The sequence below is a fragment of the Scandinavium sp. UTDF21-P1B genome, from assembly GCF_040750395.1.
GTDB lineage: Bacteria > Pseudomonadota > Gammaproteobacteria > Enterobacterales > Enterobacteriaceae > Scandinavium.
In genome coordinates this window covers 327,402-341,804 of the sequence record NZ_JBFLVD010000015.1, presented here as the reverse complement: position 1 = coordinate 341,804, position 14,403 = coordinate 327,402, and the positions used below count along the sequence as shown (strand labels likewise).

Sequence of the window (14,403 nt, the reverse complement as noted above, 5' to 3'; positions counted from 1 at the left end):
GGATTTTTAATAGCGTTATCTTTTCGCTAATCGGGACAGTTCATCTAAAAAGAGGGTGACAATCAGCAGGTCGGCGCTGCCGCCGGGGCTCAGATTACGGGCAATACACTGTTGGTCGAATTCACGCAGGGCATGCATATCCTTATCCCGGCGGACGCTACCGCGATGCAGCAGGGCTCTGGCCTGGTGTTGCAGCCATAGCAGCCCTTGCAGACCGCCTCGCGAAGCAACGTTGGTGTCGCCGTTGTGCGCCATCAGCACCAGCAGCGTGTCGAGCCATATCCGCTCGGTGGGAAGATGCCGGTTACGCATTATTCTCACGTGCAGCAAAGCGAGCTTAAGCACCAGGGGATAACCGGCTTCCGCCTGACCTCGCGCCCCGGTGAGGCCCAGCGTCAGATACAGACGCTGGCCCGCGGTTTTCTGCTGGTTGCCGAGCTGCAATTCACGGGCGCTAAGCCCATGGCAAAATGATGCCACGGTTGCACAAATGCTTTCCGGCGTGAGACGACGGCGATGCTCATGCAGGCGTCCAACTGCCGCACAGAGCAGTCCGAGCGAAAAAATGCTGCCCTTATGGGTGTTCACCCCTCCCGTTGCCCGAAACATATCGGCTTCGCAGGCAAGGCCGATGTGCCGCAAACCGGACAAAACGGATGTTTCAGCCAGCCCCGCGCTGGTGGCGCCGTAGCGCACAAAATCGGCAAGCCAGGGATAAATGGCATTTGCACTGAGATAAAAATCCTCCAGCGTCATATCCTGGTGCGCGCCGCTGTTGTGGCGATCCACAAGGCCGGGCTTGGGTGAAAGCTCCACTTCGGCGATCATTGCCCGCCAGGCCAGTTCAGCGACCCGTTCTGCCAGCGTGCAGTCAGCTTTGCTGTGCGTTTTCGGCATCATGCAGCAGCCTCTCCATATGGTTGAGCAACTCCGCGGTCGAATGGGAACGCTCTCTTGCACAAATGCGGGCATCCCTTTCGCAAAGCAGGCAGCGGCGGGCTGGCTGAGCAAGCGCCTGGCGGGACAGCAGCTCTCCCTGCGGCGTGAAGACGTCGATATCCCATAGCCTGCCCAGCGGGTGATGCTGCTCCTGTGTGATACAGGCCCGCTTGAGCGCCAGCGCTGGGGCATCAACGGCCAGCAATCCTTCTGCCCCCGTCGCCAGTTCGTAGCAGCGCTGGTGAACAATTTCCCAGCCGGATGCGGCAAGCATCTGGCGAAGTGAACGGATACCGTGGTTAAAAATACGGCGCGACAGTTCGCTGTCTTTGACCGGGCCTGGCGCCACGGTGGTAAAGGAAATCAGTGATGTGGGATACTTTTTCTGCCACTGCTGCTGGCGTGCCTGACGATCATCCCGGCTGGCAAGCAGTTCGGGCAGCGCGATGACACGATTGCTCGCGCAGCTGAGATAGAGCGGCATGGTTTACTCCTTCACCTGATGGACGACGTCAATTACCGAACCGTCGCGATAGCGCACGACGGCGATAATCCGATCGGTAAATTCAATGGGTTGCGGTGTTCCGGTGAGAATGTCAGCCCGCTCGCGCAGCCACTCAACGGACACCACCTTCAGTCCGGCATTCTTAAGGCGCTCGGCCAGCTCTGGGCGAGCGGGGTTGACGGCGATACCATGATCGGTGACGAGGATATCCACGCTCGAACCCGGCGTGACGCAGGTGGTGACCTGATCAACCAGCGTGGGGATACGGCCGCGTACCAGCGGGGCAACGATGATAGAGACGGCCGCGGCGACGGCCGTATCGCAGTGACCCCCGGATGCGCCGCGCAGGACGCCGTCGGAGCCGGTCAGCACGTTAACGTTGAACTGTGTATCAATCTCCAGTGCGCTGAGGACAACGACATCCAGCCGGTCAACGCTGGCACCTTTTGAACCCCGGTTGGCGTACTCGTTAGCGCTGATTTCAATGTGATTCGGATTGCGGGCGAGGGACTCAGCGGCCGCCCGGTCAAAGCTCTGCACGTCGAGTAACGTGTGGATCAGCCCTTTTTCGTGCAGTTCGACCATGGTGGAGGTAATGCCGCCCAGCGCGAACGCGGCCTGGACGTTGCGCTGGCGCATTTTATCTTCCAGAAAACGGGTGACCGCGAGTGACGCACCACCCGTGCCGGTTTGCAGGGAGAACCCATCGTTGAAAAAGCCGGAGTTAACCACCACGTCCGCGGCGCTGCGGGCAATCAGCAGTTCGCGGGGATTGGACGTCATACGGGTGGCATCGGCACCGATTTTGTCCGCATCGCCGACCTGTTCAACCTGTACGATCAGATCGACCTGGTCCTGGCGCAGGCTGGCGGGCGCGTGCGGGTAGGGCAACAGCGTTTCGGTGAGTAGCACTACCTGCTGCGCGTTTTCGGCATCGACTTTGGCATAGCCCAGTGAGCCGCAGCAGGCTTTGCCCGTGAAACCGTTGGCGTTGCCAAAGGGATCGCAGGAGGGCACGCCAAGAAAGGCCACGTCAACGTTCAGCTCACCGCTTTCGACCAGATGAACGCGCCCGCCGTGGGAGTGGATCTGCACCGGTTCAGCCAGCAGGCCGCGAGAGATTGCCTCGGCAAGCGGGCCGCGCAGGCCCGAAGTATAAATCCGGGTAATGACCTGATTGCGGATGTGTTCGACCAGCGGGGCATGGCAGTCGCTGAGTGAACTGGAGGCCAGCGTCAGGTTTTTGAATCCCAGAGCGGCAATCGCGTCCATGACCTGGTTCAGCGTCAGATCGCCATTGCGAAAGGCGTGGTGAAACGAAATGGTCATGCCGTCCTGCAGCCCGGAGCGGCGAATCGCCTCTTCAAGGCTGGCGCAAAGCTTGCGATCCCGGGGCTTTTGCGTTTGCAGGTTTAGCTTAGAGACGGGGGCATAGAGCGGGGTCATATCGTCCGCGTGGCGACGCCAGGCGGCAACCCGTTCCTGTCGGGAGATCTGAGTCATGATTAATCCTTATTCTTGACGAATGCCTGAGAGCGCAGCGCGTGATAGCACCAGACGCGCACGTTCGATAACCGGGCTGTCCACCATTTTCCCGTTGAGTGACACTACGCCACGCCCTTCGCGCGCAGAGGCTTCAGCGGCCTCAATAACCTGCTGTGCGTGGTTAATCTCTTTCTGCGTAGGCGCATAGAGGTTATGCAGCAGTTCAATCTGGCGCGGGTTGATCAGGGATTTACCGTCAAAGCCCAGCTGTTTGATGTGCGCGGCCTCGTGGAGAAACCCCGCATCGTTGCTGGCGTCGGAATAGACGGTATCGAACGCCTGGATCCCGGCGGCACGGGCGGCTTGTAAAATGGCACAGCGCGCGAAGAGCAGCTCTACGCCATCCGCTGAACGCTCTGTGCGCAAATTCCTGACGTAGTCTTCAGCGCCTAACGCGATGCCGATCAGACGTGGCGAAGCGTTGGCAATGGCGGCCGCTTCGGTGATCCCTTGCGGCGATTCGATGGCCGCCAGCAGCCCTGTGCTGCCGGACTCGCGGCCGCACTGTTCCTCAATGCGGACGATTTCGCTTTCAATATCCTTCACGTCCTGCGCGGTATCGGTTTTCGGCAGACGCACAATGTCGGCTCCGCCGCGAACAACGGCCTCGAGGTCAGCCAGACCGTACGCCGAATCCAGGGCGTTGACCCGCACGATGGTTTCACGCTCCCGGTAAAGTGGGTGCTGAAGGGCGTGGTACACCAGGCAGCGTGCGGCATCTTTCTCACGTAGAATGACTGAGTCCTCAAGGTCGAACATCAGCGCATCAGCGCCGTAGATAAAGCTATTGCTGACCATCGCAGCGTTGGCACCGGGAATAAACAGCATGCTGCGTCGGGTACGGGATCTGCGCAGCTGGGCGGAAGTCGAGGTCATGAGCGATCCTCCCATGGCAGGGCGCTGAGCCCGCTGGCGCGGACCAGCAGGGTTTCCAGACGAGCGCGTAGTACGCAGTCGAGCGCGCCTTTATCATCGACGATCAGCTGTACGCCGCGAACATCGTGGCGGTGGAGGATTTCATAGAGCGTGGCGCGAATGGCTTCGCCAAACTGTTTCTCGACGCTGCTGCTGATTTGCAGGTCAATCTCCTGACCGTCGAGCGGGGCTATTCGTATCATGACATCGCCTGACTCCAGGGTGCCGGCGACGGCTGCTTGGGTAATGTTCATTTTTCACCTGTCATTGATGCGGAAGGGGATTCTTTGTTCACGGCGATCATCTGTTGCAGATAATTGCAGGTCGCCTCCGGGACCAGCTGCGCGATGGTTGCCAGATCTTTTTTCACCAGCAGCTGACGCACCCAGGAAGCGGAAATTGCCGCGCCCTGGTACTGCAGGCGCTCGATTTCAACCAGCTGAATGGGCGGCGAAGTCCATGCCGGATCGGCAAGCCGCTGGCGCATATCGTGGTTGTAACCTGCGGTGACCGTACAGAACGGCTCGGTGCCGACGAAGCGGTGCGTAATGCCCAGCGCCGGAGCGAGATGTTGCCGAAAGATTTGCAGGTCAATTTCGGTGTAGCAGTGGTTAATCACGCTCTGCTCTTTGATGAAATAGCAGGGGAAGGTGGCGCGTGAGATCATGTATTCCGATCCCCGGTGGACGGTAATGCCCGGAATATCCGCTGTTCCGGCGCGGACCAGCGCCAGGCGGTCCTCATAGGGAAAACGTGAGGTGTCCTCTTTCACCAGAAACACATGCAGCCAGTCGCACTGCGCAGCTGCTGTCTGAATCAGATAGCGATGGCCGAGAGTGAAGGGATTGGCGTTCATGACGATACAGCCAATTTTTTCGCCGCTCTGGCGGAGCGTTGTGAGGTAGCTGGCATAGCGTTGCAGTCGCGTGGCGCTGTTTTCCATCAATACCATCACGCCGGGCACGCTGGCGATCGTATAAAAACCGCATTGCTTAAACAGGGCTTTGTTATGGCTTTTGGTGTAAATGAATAAATTTGTGCGCTGCTTTTCATACGCCAGATTTATTAATTCGGTGGCCAGCTTTAATGCCAGGCCTTCACCGCGCGCTGATTCACTGATGGCGACACATTTAATAATATTCCCGGCAATACCGCCGCAGGCAATCAGTGTTTCATTGCGGGTTACGGTAATAAAAACCTCTACCGTGGTATCTATGCTCAGGTCGTTTTCGCGCAGGAATTGCGTCACGGTGGCGATTTTTTTATTTTCCGCACGTTTGACCTGCGTAAATACGGGTTGGGCCTGCATGGATCAAAACATCCTGTTTTTTTTACGCTGCCGAAGTAGCAACGAAACTGATAATAATGCTTTGCAAATGAATAACATTTGCGACTTCAGTACGGGTTATTCCTTACTCATGCGACGATAGTACGAGCTGTTTTTATTTTAATTATTGACCTGTTTCACAAACGCAGGGCTGTTTTAAATTGGCTTAATGGTTTTTATTTGTTTAATTATCTTTAATGCATCTAATGGCGTGACGTTTATTTTCGTAATTGATTTTATTTGTGCAATCCTTAACGAAACCGGTGCGAATCTCTGGACGCCGCGAAAACAAAACCATTACATTTTAAGGGTCATTAGGGAGAAGCCTGTTCCGACACAAGGAAACGATCATGTCAGAGGTAAAAGCGGGAGGAAGCCTGGCGTTCTTTTATCGCCTCGCGTTTCCGCTGCGTATTTTTCTGCTGCTGCTGTTAATGTCCTCGCTATTAGTTGCGGCCCTCGGCCAGTACCTCTCCGCAAGCTTTGAAGACTATCTCACCCGCCAGGTCAGGGATATGGCGATGAATCAGGCCAAAATTATCGCGGCAAACGACAGCGTCGTGGCGGCGGTGAAAAGCCGGGATACCGCACGGCTCTCGGTGATAGCCAGCAAGCTGGCAGGGGGCTCAGACCTGGATTATGTGGTCATTGGCGATAAGCATTCGGTTCGTCTGTATCACCCTAATCCGGAGAAAATAGGTCAGCCGATGCAGTGGACCAAACCCGGCGCGCTGGAAAAGGGCGAAAGCTACTTCATTACCGGCAAAGGTTCGATAGGCATGGCGATGCGTGCGAAAACGCCGGTGTTTGATGAGCACGGGCAGATTATCGGCGTGGTGTCGCTGGGCTATCTGGTCAGCAAAATCGACAGCTGGCGGCTGGATTTTATTTTGCCGATGGCGGGCGTGTTTGTGCTGCTGTTGCTGATTTTACTGCTGCTGTCGTGGCTGTTTGCCGCACATATTCGCCGCCAGATGCTGGGTATGGAGCCGCGGCAGATTGCGAGGGTCGTTCGTCAGCAGGAGGCGCTGTTCGGCTCCGTTTTTGAGGGGCTGATTGCGGTGGATCCCGATGGACAAATCACCGCGATTAACCGTAACGCCCGAAAAATGCTCGGTCTGAGTTCGCCGGGGCGACAGTGGCTCGGCAGGCCGATTGCCGACGTGGTCCAGCCGAGCGCGTTTTTCACCGACAGCATCGCGGACAAAAGGCAGGACGTGATGTGTACGTTTAACGGGCTGAACGTGATCGCCAATCGGGGGGCGATTCGTTCCGGGGCGGAAATGCTGGGGGCCATTATCAGCTTTCGCAGCAAGGATGAAATGAGCGCGTTGAACGCTCAGCTGACGCAGATTAAACAGTACGTGGAGAGCCTGCGGGTGCTGCGGCACGAGCATCTGAACTGGATGTCGACGCTAAGCGGCCTGCTGCAGATGAAAGAGTACGACCGTGTGCTGGAGATGGTGAAGGGGGAATCCCAGGCCCAGCAGGCGCTGATAGACCGCCTGCGCAGCGCCTTCTGCGATCGCCAGGTCGCCGGGTTACTGTTCGGCAAGGTACAACGTGCGCACGAGCTGGGGCTTAATCTGCATATTGTGGAAGGCAGCCAGCTCCGTCAGTTACCGCCAGGGCTGGACAGCACCGAGTTTTCCGCCATCGTCGGCAACCTGCTGGATAACGCATTCGAAGCAAGCCTCCACAACCCGAAGGGCGATAAAACTGTCGAGCTGTATCTCAGCGATGAGGGCCCGGAGGTAGTGATTGAAGTGAGTGACCACGGCTGCGGCGTTCCGGATGAGCTGCGTCACGCCATTTTTAGCCAGGGCGTGAGCACCCGGGAGAAAGATGCCGGTGAACACGGCCTCGGCTTGTATTTGATTTCTGGCTATGTGGAGCGTTGCGGCGGCGTTATTACGCTTGAAGATAACGATCCCACTGGCGCTCTGTTTTCCGTTTTTATACCGAAAGTGAAATGCAATGATGGCACAACCTCTGACGATTTTGATTGTTGAAGATGAAACGGCGCTGGCCGAAATGCATGCAGAATTTATTCAACAGTATCCCGAATGCAGTCAAGTGTGGCTGGCAGGAAATCTGGCTCAGGCGCGTGCCATGATCGCCCGGCTGCATCCTTCGCTGATTCTGCTTGATAACTACCTGCCGGACGGGAAGGGTATCACCTTACTGCATGAGCTGATCGAGGCCCATACGTCATGCGGCGTGATTTTTACTACCGCAGCGAGCGATATGGATACCGTCTCCGAAGCGGTGCGCGGCGGAGTCTTTGATTATCTGGTGAAGCCGGTTTCGTACGAGCGGCTTCATCAGACGCTGGTACGCTATCAGCAGAGGATGCAGATGCTGGCACACACCGCCAGCGCCAGCCAGCGTCAGATTGACCAGATGTTTAACGCTTACGCACGCGGTGAGCCCAGGGCTGAGCTCCCGGTTGGCATCGATGGCCTGACGCTTGAGAAGGTCCTCGCGCTGTTTGCCGACCGTGAGACCAGCCACACCGCAGAAACGGTTGCTCAGACGCTTAAGCTAAGCCGGACGACGGCAAGGCGCTATCTGGAGTATGCCGCAGGCCAGCAGCAGATTCGGGCTGAGATTGTCTACGGCAAGGTTGGTCGGCCGCAGCGCAGCTACCGGGGCACGGAGACATAAAAAAACGGTGAGCAGAACGTGTCTGGCTCACCGTTTTTTTGGAAGAAGTGGGCTTAGCGGTGCGCCAGCTCTACTTCATCTTCGCTTGCCATTACCGCTTTGTCGGTCTGACGCAGCCACTGGCTGGTGAGAGTACCGGCGGTCATGGAGCCGTTGACGTTCAGGGCAGTACGGCCCATGTCGATCAGCGGTTCAATGGAGATCAGCAGGGCAACCAGCGTTACCGGCAGGCCCATCGCAGGCAGCACGATCAGCGCAGCGAAGGTTGCGCCGCCGCCCACGCCCGCCACGCCGGCGGAGCTGACGGTTACGATGCCAACCAGAGTCGCAATCCACAGCGGATCCAGTGGGTTAATCCCGACGGTTGGGGCAACCATCACCGCCAGCATAGCCGGGTACAGGCCCGCACAGCCGTTCTGGCCGATGGTCGCACCGAAGGACGCGGAGAAGCTGGCGATAGATTCCGGCACGCCCAGACGGCGAGTTTGCGCTTCGATGTTCAGCGGAATAGACGCGGCGCTGGAACGGCTGGTGAACGCGAAGGTCAGCACAGGCCATACTTTACGGAAGTATTTCAACGGGTTAACGCCGTTCGCACCCAGCAGCAGGCCGTGAACCACAAACATGATCGCCAGGCCCAGATAGGATGCCACCACGAAACCGCCAAGCTTAATGATGTCCTGCAGGTTAGAACCCGCAACGACTTTGGTCATCAGCGCCAGTACGCCATAAGGGGTCAGTTGCATCACCAGACGCACCAGCTTCATCACCCAGCTTTGCAGGGTATCGATGGCGGTCAGAACGCGTTTGCCTTTTGCTTCATCGTCTTTCAGCAGCTTCAGCGCGGCCACGCCGAGGAAGGCGGCGAAAATCACGATGCTGATGATTGAAGTCGGGCTCGCACCGGTCAGGTCTGCAAACGGATTTTTCGGCACGAAGGAGAGCAGCAGCTGCGGTACGCTCAGGTCAGCCACTTTACCGACGTAGGTGCTCTGGATGGCGTTCAGGCGCGCGGTTTCCGCAGTGCCCTGCACCAGACCTTCAGCGCTCAGGCCGAAGAGGTTGGTCACCAGCACGCCGACCAGCGCAGAAATCAGCGTGGTGAACAGCAGGGTGCCGATGGTCAGGAAGCTGATTTTACCCAGCTGGGACGCGTTATGCAGACGTGCCACCGCGCTAAGGATAGAGGCGAATACCAGCGGCATAACGATCATCTGCAACAGCTGGACGTAGCCGTTACCTACAATGTTGAACCACTGAATTGAGTCTTTCAGTACTGCGCTGTCCGCACCGTAAACCAGCTGCAGCGCCAGGCCAAAGACCACGCCCATTGCCAGGCCGACCAGTACTTTTTTAGCCAGGCTCCAGTTTTTGTGTCGTGTCTGTGCCAGAGCAAAAAGTAATACCGCGAACACCACAACGTTCGCTATAAGTGGAAAATTCATCCCCGTTCTCCTGATGTCGTTATACGGCCCAGAATCAGGCCGACTGTAATGCCGCAAAGAGTAGCAGAAGTGTGATGCGCATCTTATATCCAAATGGAATGGGTTATGCCAAAACAGCCATGATTGCCGGTTTAGTGGCCGCTTTGCTGATTTATAAAGCGATCGAAGCGCCACTGGAGCGAACTGATAAGGCCAGATGACCAGCGTACGGCGCTGTTATCGGTGACCGACTGCGGCATCCAGACGGCATAAACGAACAGGACCATGCAGAGCACGCGCTCCAGCTGATTGCCTTTGCGTGGTGCGAGGATGGGCAGACGAAACCGCCAGCGGCAGGGCCACAGCAGCGGCACGCCCGCAGGCGTGAGCATGTCCGCAAGGATATGACTCAGGTAGCCGAGCACCATTCCCTGAATAGCATCGGCAGGAACAATCCAGCTTTCCGGAACTTTGAGATAAAACAGCGTCAGGCCGCCGAACACCGCCAGAAGGCTATGGGTAAAGCCACGATGGCCACACATTCGCGCTATGGGTTTGGCTATCCAGCTTAGCCGCTGACCAAGGAAGGACCTGGGGTGATCGATGTCCGGCAGCAGGCAGGTGAGTACCGCGGCGGGCACAATATGCCACCAGTCACCCTGTGCCAGAACCGGGGTCAGCTCGGCATTTTTGGCAAACACCGCACAGGCAATTGAAAAGAGCAGGTGACCTTCCGCCGTCATGATAACACCCGTAAAACTGTCAATTCATACAGTATAGGGTTTTTATACAGTAGGTGGAAGAGGTGACGGTGTAACTCTTTGTCACAACCCGACGTTCAGCCGGGTTGTGCAGGAGAGGATTCAGCCAAGAAGATGCGCGGAGGTGAGTTGTTCGAGAGAGGACAGTTTTGCCTCCGCCAACACATAGCGCGGGTCGGCAAAATTCGCATGTTCGGGCACAACGATGGAGCGCATCCGTGCAGCCTTACTGGCGATCATGCCATTAACAGAGTCTTCCAGCGCCACGCAGTTAAGCGGAGATACGCCAAGCTTCTGCGCGCAGTCGAGATACACCTGCGGATGCGGTTTGCTGTAGGGCAGCTTTTCCGCCGAGGCAAGGGCGTCAAATTGATCGCGCAGATCGAACATCGCCAGCACTTTTTCCAGCATATGCAGCGGAGAGGCCGAAGCCAGACCCACTTTCAGCCCCTGAGCCTTGCACAGCGCAATGGCTTCACGTACGCCTGGCAGCAGCGGGCGTTCTGCTTCAACCAGGGAAATGGCGCGGTTGATTATCAGGTCGGTCACTTCCGCGCGGCTCGGGCCGCTCCAGGGGTGATGGGCGAACCACAGTTCGACGACCATATCGATACGCAGGCCAAGGGTATCCGGCAGTTCGCTACGGCGGCTGATGTCGACGCCGATTTCAGCTAAAACGCCCAGCTCAGCGCGATCCCACAGCGGCTCAGAGTCAATCAGCAATCCGTCCATATCAAAGATAGCGGCAACAATTTGTCGCGAGGCTGTCATAATGCAACTCCTGTAAGGTAATAGGCCAGCGCCAGGGGCTTCATCCTACATCATATCGCTGTTAAAACGCAGGCGAAAAGGGGTAACTCAGGGTAGACTTACAGCGAAACATCAGCGCGTCTGAACAAGGGGAATCCATGACGTATCAACAAGCTGGACGCATTGCCATACTAAAACGCATTCTGGGCTGGGTTATTTTCATCCCGGCGGTGATTTCAACACTTATCTCACTGTTCAAATTTATGTTTGAACACAGTGAAAAGCAGCCAGGTATTGACGCAGTGCTGCTGGATTTCGCCCACGTGATGATTGAAATGATCCGTTTCAATACGCCGTTCCTGAACGTGTTCTGGTTCAACTCACCGCTGCCGGATTTCCACCACAGCCTGAATATCGGCTTCTGGATTATCTTTGCGCTGGTGTTTATTGGCATGGCGTTACAGGCTTCCGGGGCGCGAATGGGCCGCCAGGCGAAGTTTCTGCGTGAGGGCGTGCAGGATCAGCTGATTCTGGAGCATGCGAAAGGGCCCGAAGGATTAACCAAAGAGCAAATTGACGCGAAAATTGTGGTGCCGCACCACACTATCTTTTTGCAGATATTCCCGCTGTACGTGCTGCCCGCGATCGTGATTGTGGCGGGGTATTTCTTCTTTAAGCTGTTGGGCTTTCTTTGAAGCGTACCTGATGGCGCTGTGCTTACCCGGCCTGCTTGATTCGCAGGCCGGGTCAGGCGAAAGCCGCCACCCGGCAAGGGATTACGGCTTAGGGAAAGGTCTTGGTTTGCCTTCGCTGTCTACCGCGACATAGATAAACAGTGCTTCAGTGGCTTTATAGCGCTGCCCGATAGGTTCGGACGCCACTTTCTTCACCCAGACTTCAATGTTTACCGTAATCGACGTTGTGCCACGTTTGGTGCAGCGGGCATAGCAGCACACCACATCACCCACCGCGACCGGCCGCAGAAACGTCATGCCGTCCACTCGAACCGTGACAACGCGGCCCTGGGCAATCTCTTTGGCCATGATTGCGCCGCCGAGGTCCATCTGCGACATGATCCAGCCGCCAAAAATATCGCCGTTGGCATTAGTGTCAGCGGGCATAGCCAGCGTGCGAAGAACTAAATCGCCAACTGGCGCATCACTGCTCGTACTCATTTACTCTCGTCCTGCGGCATGTGGCGGTAGATGTATACGCCGCTCAGCAGCGTGAAAATCAGGGTCAGCGCGGTTAAACCAAACACTTTGAAGTTGACCCAGATGTTCTGCGGCAGCCAGAAAGCAATATAGATGTTTGCCAGCCCGCACAGGATAAAGAACAGCGCCCATGCGATGTTGAGACGAGACCACACGAACTGCGGCAGCGTTAACTCTTTGCCGAGCATGCGCTGGATCAGCGGCTTTTTCATCACCCACTGGCTGACCAGCAGGGCGATGGCAAACAGGCCGTAAATGACGGTGACTTTCCATTTGATAAATTCATCGTTGTGGAAGAACAGCGTCAGGCCGCCGAACACGGCAACGATGACAAAAGTGATCAGCGCCATCTTCTCGACTTTGCGATAGCGCACCCAGCTGTAAATCAGCACGATGGCGGTGGCAACGATCAGCGCCGTGGTCGCTGCGTAGATGTCGTAAAGCTTATAGAAAGCAAAGAACACCACCAGCGGTAAAAAATCCAGAAACTGCTTCATACATCGGTTCCGTATTTCAGTAAGGGCCCGGGCATGCCGGGCCTTGAGGGGATCAGTTACGAATAAGCATATACAGGCGGAATAAATAGATCAGCAACAATGCGGAAATGAGATTGCTGATGCAGTTCACCACCACCGCGCCAACGTTTGGCGTCAATACGGCAAAGTTCGGCGCGAACATCAGCAGCGCTGTTTTCGCCAGCAGCCAGGCCATCACCGGGGTGGCGACGAGGCGCATATTGCTCCACGTCAGGCGCATACTGTTACGCATTGAGGCAAATATCCCCATTTTGTCCTGCACCAGCATGATCGGTGCAAAGGCCAGCACGATGGCCAGCAGCACGCCCGGAACGACCACCAGCATTACGCCCATCTGTACCAGGAAAGTGGTAATGAAGATGAGGAGTAACAGCTTCGGCAGGACCGGCGCGCTGGCGCCGATCGCACGCAGGGCGCTGACGCGCTGCCCGGCAGAGATCATCTGAATCATCAGCAGTACGCCGCCCGCGAGAATGGCGTTGCCAATCAGTCCGGAAAACGTGGACGCCGCCGATGCCCGCAGCAGGATTTGCTGCTGCTCTGGCGTCATGTTCTGCACCAGTTCAAACAGACCCGCGCTGCCCGCGAGATTATCGCCTTCTTTCAGAACGGCGAGCTGCTCGTCGCTCGGTGAGAACGCATGGCCAAGCACCACCGTGATAAACGCACACAACAACGCAATCAGCAGTATCGTAACGAACTGATTGCGAAAAAAATTACCCGTGTCACGGTAAACCGACTTAGCCGTGATAGACATGCACTCTCCTTGAGTCTGGCTGGTATGAATAAGCCGGCAATTGTAACTCACCCGACGTCAAAGTGGCAGCATCAACACCTGTATGGAAAAGCATATCTTTGTAAAGAGGCGGTAAGCCGTAAAAGGTCAGGATTGGGTGAGTACCGCGTGCGCTGCTTATTTTGTCACGAAGAAAAGACAGAAAATTGATATGGATATGCTTTTCCCTTAATGCAATTGCTACGAAAAATTAATCCAGATCAATGAATGTTAAATCTCAGGATTGAATGTGATCTGAGTTGGATCGTTTTTACTCTTTTGTGGGTATATTCATCGCGCTTATAAAACCATAACGAAGGAGTGGATATGAAAAAGTTAGCAGTGGCAGCGCTGGTTTTAGGCAGTCTTTCTGGCGGAGCCTGGGCGCATGAAGCGGGTGAGTTCTTTATTCGTGCAGGTACGGCCACCGTCAGACCAACGGAAGGCGCGAACGGTACCCTCGGGAGCCTCAATGGCTTTAACGTCAGCAATAACACACAGCTCGGGCTGACCTTTACCTACATGGCGACCGATAATCTCGGTGTTGAACTGCTGGCAGCAACGCCGTTCCGCCATAAAATTGGCACCGGTGCGACCGGCGATATCGCCACGGTACACCAGCTTCCGCCAACGTTAATGGCGCAGTGGTACTTCGGTGAGGCTACCAGCAAATTCCGCCCTTATGTTGGGGTTGGGGTTAACTACACCACCTTTTTTGATGAGAAATTCAACGACAACGGTAAAGATGCAGGTCTTTCCGATCTGAGCCTGAAGGATTCCTGGGGCGTTGCCGGGCAGGTGGGCGTGGATTATCTCATTAACCGCGACTGGCTGCTCAACGCCTCCGTGTGGTACATGGATATCGACACCAAAGCGCGCTACAAGTCCGATGGTTCGGTTCTCCCGGCGCAGAGCTATAACGACAAAGTCCGTATCGATCCCTGGGTGTTTATGTTCTCCGCGGGTTATCGCTTCTGATAACGAGATGAGTGGCCGCTTTGCGGTCACTCTTTATAAACGATAAACACGCTATCCTGAATTTATT

Annotated in this window: 16 protein-coding genes and 1 pseudogene; 4 read left to right on the top strand and 13 right to left on the bottom strand. The window is 56.1% G+C overall.

Annotated elements, in window-relative coordinates; translation table 11 throughout:
• Positions 1-15: 15 nt before the first annotated feature.
• Genes citG through citC form a run of 6 tightly spaced genes read right to left on the bottom strand, consistent with a single transcriptional unit; the run spans position 16 to position 5,213 of the window.
• Complete coding sequence (citG, locus tag AB1287_RS13890) at positions 16-897, bottom strand: triphosphoribosyl-dephospho-CoA synthase CitG (protein ID WP_436799843.1); 882 nt, start codon at positions 895-897, stop codon at positions 16-18.
• Positions 872-1,423, bottom strand: a complete 552-nt coding sequence (citX, locus tag AB1287_RS13885) for a citrate lyase holo-[acyl-carrier protein] synthase (protein ID WP_435618122.1) — start codon at positions 1,421-1,423, stop codon at positions 872-874. Before citX ends, citG begins: the two co-directional genes overlap by 26 nt.
• Before the next feature lie 3 nt (positions 1,424-1,426).
• Positions 1,427-2,947 (bottom strand): citrate lyase subunit alpha, encoded by a 1,521-nt coding sequence (gene citF / locus AB1287_RS13880; RefSeq protein ID WP_436799840.1) that lies wholly within the window; start codon positions 2,945-2,947, stop codon positions 1,427-1,429.
• Positions 2,948-2,956: 9 nt separating this feature from the next.
• Positions 2,957-3,865 (bottom strand): aldolase/citrate lyase family protein, encoded by a 909-nt coding sequence (locus tag AB1287_RS13875; RefSeq protein WP_435618121.1) that lies wholly within the window; start codon positions 3,863-3,865, stop codon positions 2,957-2,959.
• Positions 3,862-4,158, bottom strand: coding sequence for a citrate lyase acyl carrier protein (gene citD, locus AB1287_RS13870; RefSeq protein WP_435618120.1), 297 nt, complete (start codon positions 4,156-4,158; stop codon positions 3,862-3,864). Before citD ends, AB1287_RS13875 begins: the two co-directional genes overlap by 4 nt.
• Entirely contained in the window at positions 4,155-5,213 is a 1,059-nt protein-coding gene (gene citC / locus AB1287_RS13865; RefSeq protein WP_435618119.1) for a [citrate (pro-3S)-lyase] ligase, read from the bottom strand. The genes citD and citC overlap by 4 nt, the downstream gene beginning before the upstream one ends.
• A 368-nt stretch (positions 5,214-5,581) precedes the next feature.
• Here citC and dpiB point away from each other — a divergent pair, with 368 nt between their 5' ends.
• Together dpiB and dpiA are read left to right on the top strand one after the other, a co-directional pair.
• Positions 5,582-7,243, top strand: coding sequence for a sensor histidine kinase DpiB (gene dpiB, locus AB1287_RS13860; protein ID WP_435618118.1), 1,662 nt, complete (start codon positions 5,582-5,584; stop codon positions 7,241-7,243).
• Positions 7,212-7,898 (top strand): two-component response regulator DpiA, encoded by a 687-nt coding sequence (gene dpiA, locus AB1287_RS13855; protein ID WP_435618191.1) that lies wholly within the window; start codon positions 7,212-7,214, stop codon positions 7,896-7,898. The genes dpiB and dpiA overlap by 32 nt, the downstream gene beginning before the upstream one ends.
• 53 nt (positions 7,899-7,951) lie before the next feature.
• On the opposite strand, the gene AB1287_RS13850 is transcribed toward dpiA, so the two are convergent.
• From AB1287_RS13850 to hxpB, 3 genes are all read right to left on the bottom strand, one after another.
• Positions 7,952-9,343 carry an L-cystine transporter gene (locus AB1287_RS13850; RefSeq protein WP_312626579.1) on the bottom strand — a complete coding sequence of 464 codons (1,392 nt, stop codon included), beginning with the start codon at positions 9,341-9,343 and terminating at the stop codon, positions 7,952-7,954.
• A gap of 131 nt (positions 9,344-9,474) precedes the next feature.
• On the bottom strand, positions 9,475-10,065 hold the full coding sequence (locus tag AB1287_RS13845; protein WP_312626581.1) for a metal-dependent hydrolase: 591 nt from the start codon (positions 10,063-10,065) through the stop codon (positions 9,475-9,477).
• A gap of 120 nt (positions 10,066-10,185) precedes the next feature.
• Positions 10,186-10,854, bottom strand: coding sequence for a hexitol phosphatase HxpB (gene hxpB, locus AB1287_RS13840; protein WP_435618117.1), 669 nt, complete (start codon positions 10,852-10,854; stop codon positions 10,186-10,188).
• Positions 10,855-10,991: 137 nt separating this feature from the next.
• Here hxpB and AB1287_RS13835 point away from each other — a divergent pair, with 137 nt between their 5' ends.
• Positions 10,992-11,528: a YniB family protein gene (locus tag AB1287_RS13835; protein ID WP_435618116.1), complete on the top strand. Its 537-nt coding sequence runs from the start codon at positions 10,992-10,994 to the stop codon at positions 11,526-11,528.
• A gap of 81 nt (positions 11,529-11,609) precedes the next feature.
• Here the strand turns inward: AB1287_RS13835 and yciA are convergent, their stop codons facing one another.
• From yciA to AB1287_RS13815, 4 genes and pseudogenes are all read right to left on the bottom strand, one after another.
• A complete protein-coding gene (gene yciA / locus AB1287_RS13830; protein WP_312626585.1) occupies positions 11,610-12,008 on the bottom strand; it encodes an acyl-CoA thioester hydrolase YciA in 399 nt (132 codons plus the stop codon).
• Entirely contained in the window at positions 12,005-12,544 is a 540-nt protein-coding gene (locus AB1287_RS13825) for a septation protein A (RefSeq protein WP_312626586.1), read from the bottom strand. The genes yciA and AB1287_RS13825 overlap by 4 nt, the downstream gene beginning before the upstream one ends.
• A gap of 52 nt (positions 12,545-12,596) precedes the next feature.
• Positions 12,597-13,340, bottom strand: coding sequence for a YciC family protein (locus tag AB1287_RS13820; RefSeq protein WP_312626588.1), 744 nt, complete (start codon positions 13,338-13,340; stop codon positions 12,597-12,599).
• Positions 13,324-13,461, bottom strand: a pseudogene (locus AB1287_RS13815) (hypothetical protein); the annotation flags it as partial. The pseudogene AB1287_RS13815 and the gene AB1287_RS13820, both read right to left, overlap by 17 nt.
• A 224-nt stretch (positions 13,462-13,685) precedes the next feature.
• On the opposite strand from AB1287_RS13815, the gene ompW reads away from it, so the two are divergent.
• Positions 13,686-14,336 (top strand): outer membrane protein OmpW, encoded by a 651-nt coding sequence (gene ompW / locus AB1287_RS13810; protein ID WP_312626590.1) that lies wholly within the window; start codon positions 13,686-13,688, stop codon positions 14,334-14,336.
• Positions 14,337-14,403: the final 67 nt, after the last annotated feature.

Excerpts from the sequence above, each read along its gene's own strand:
- citG (WP_436799843.1), bottom strand. The coding sequence starts at position 897 with ATGCCGAAAACGCACAGCAAAGCTGACTGCACGCTGGCAGAACGGGTC.
- citX (WP_435618122.1), bottom strand. The coding sequence starts at position 1,423 with ATGCCGCTCTATCTCAGCTGCGCGAGCAATCGTGTCATCGCGCTGCCC.
- citF (WP_436799840.1), bottom strand. The coding sequence starts at position 2,947 with ATGACTCAGATCTCCCGACAGGAACGGGTTGCCGCCTGGCGTCGCCAC.
- AB1287_RS13875 (WP_435618121.1), bottom strand. The coding sequence starts at position 3,865 with ATGACCTCGACTTCCGCCCAGCTGCGCAGATCCCGTACCCGACGCAGC.
- citD (WP_435618120.1), bottom strand. The coding sequence starts at position 4,158 with ATGAACATTACCCAAGCAGCCGTCGCCGGCACCCTGGAGTCAGGCGAT.
- citC (WP_435618119.1), bottom strand. The coding sequence starts at position 5,213 with ATGCAGGCCCAACCCGTATTTACGCAGGTCAAACGTGCGGAAAATAAA.
- dpiB (WP_435618118.1), top strand. The coding sequence starts at position 5,582 with ATGTCAGAGGTAAAAGCGGGAGGAAGCCTGGCGTTCTTTTATCGCCTC.
- dpiA (WP_435618191.1), top strand. The coding sequence starts at position 7,212 with ATGGCACAACCTCTGACGATTTTGATTGTTGAAGATGAAACGGCGCTG.
- AB1287_RS13850 (WP_312626579.1), bottom strand. The coding sequence starts at position 9,343 with ATGAATTTTCCACTTATAGCGAACGTTGTGGTGTTCGCGGTATTACTT.
- AB1287_RS13845 (WP_312626581.1), bottom strand. The coding sequence starts at position 10,065 with ATGACGGCGGAAGGTCACCTGCTCTTTTCAATTGCCTGTGCGGTGTTT.
- hxpB (WP_435618117.1), bottom strand. The coding sequence starts at position 10,854 with ATGACAGCCTCGCGACAAATTGTTGCCGCTATCTTTGATATGGACGGA.
- AB1287_RS13835 (WP_435618116.1), top strand. The coding sequence starts at position 10,992 with ATGACGTATCAACAAGCTGGACGCATTGCCATACTAAAACGCATTCTG.
- yciA (WP_312626585.1), bottom strand. The coding sequence starts at position 12,008 with ATGAGTACGAGCAGTGATGCGCCAGTTGGCGATTTAGTTCTTCGCACG.
- AB1287_RS13825 (WP_312626586.1), bottom strand. The coding sequence starts at position 12,544 with ATGAAGCAGTTTCTGGATTTTTTACCGCTGGTGGTGTTCTTTGCTTTC.
- AB1287_RS13820 (WP_312626588.1), bottom strand. The coding sequence starts at position 13,340 with ATGTCTATCACGGCTAAGTCGGTTTACCGTGACACGGGTAATTTTTTT.
- ompW (WP_312626590.1), top strand. The coding sequence starts at position 13,686 with ATGAAAAAGTTAGCAGTGGCAGCGCTGGTTTTAGGCAGTCTTTCTGGC.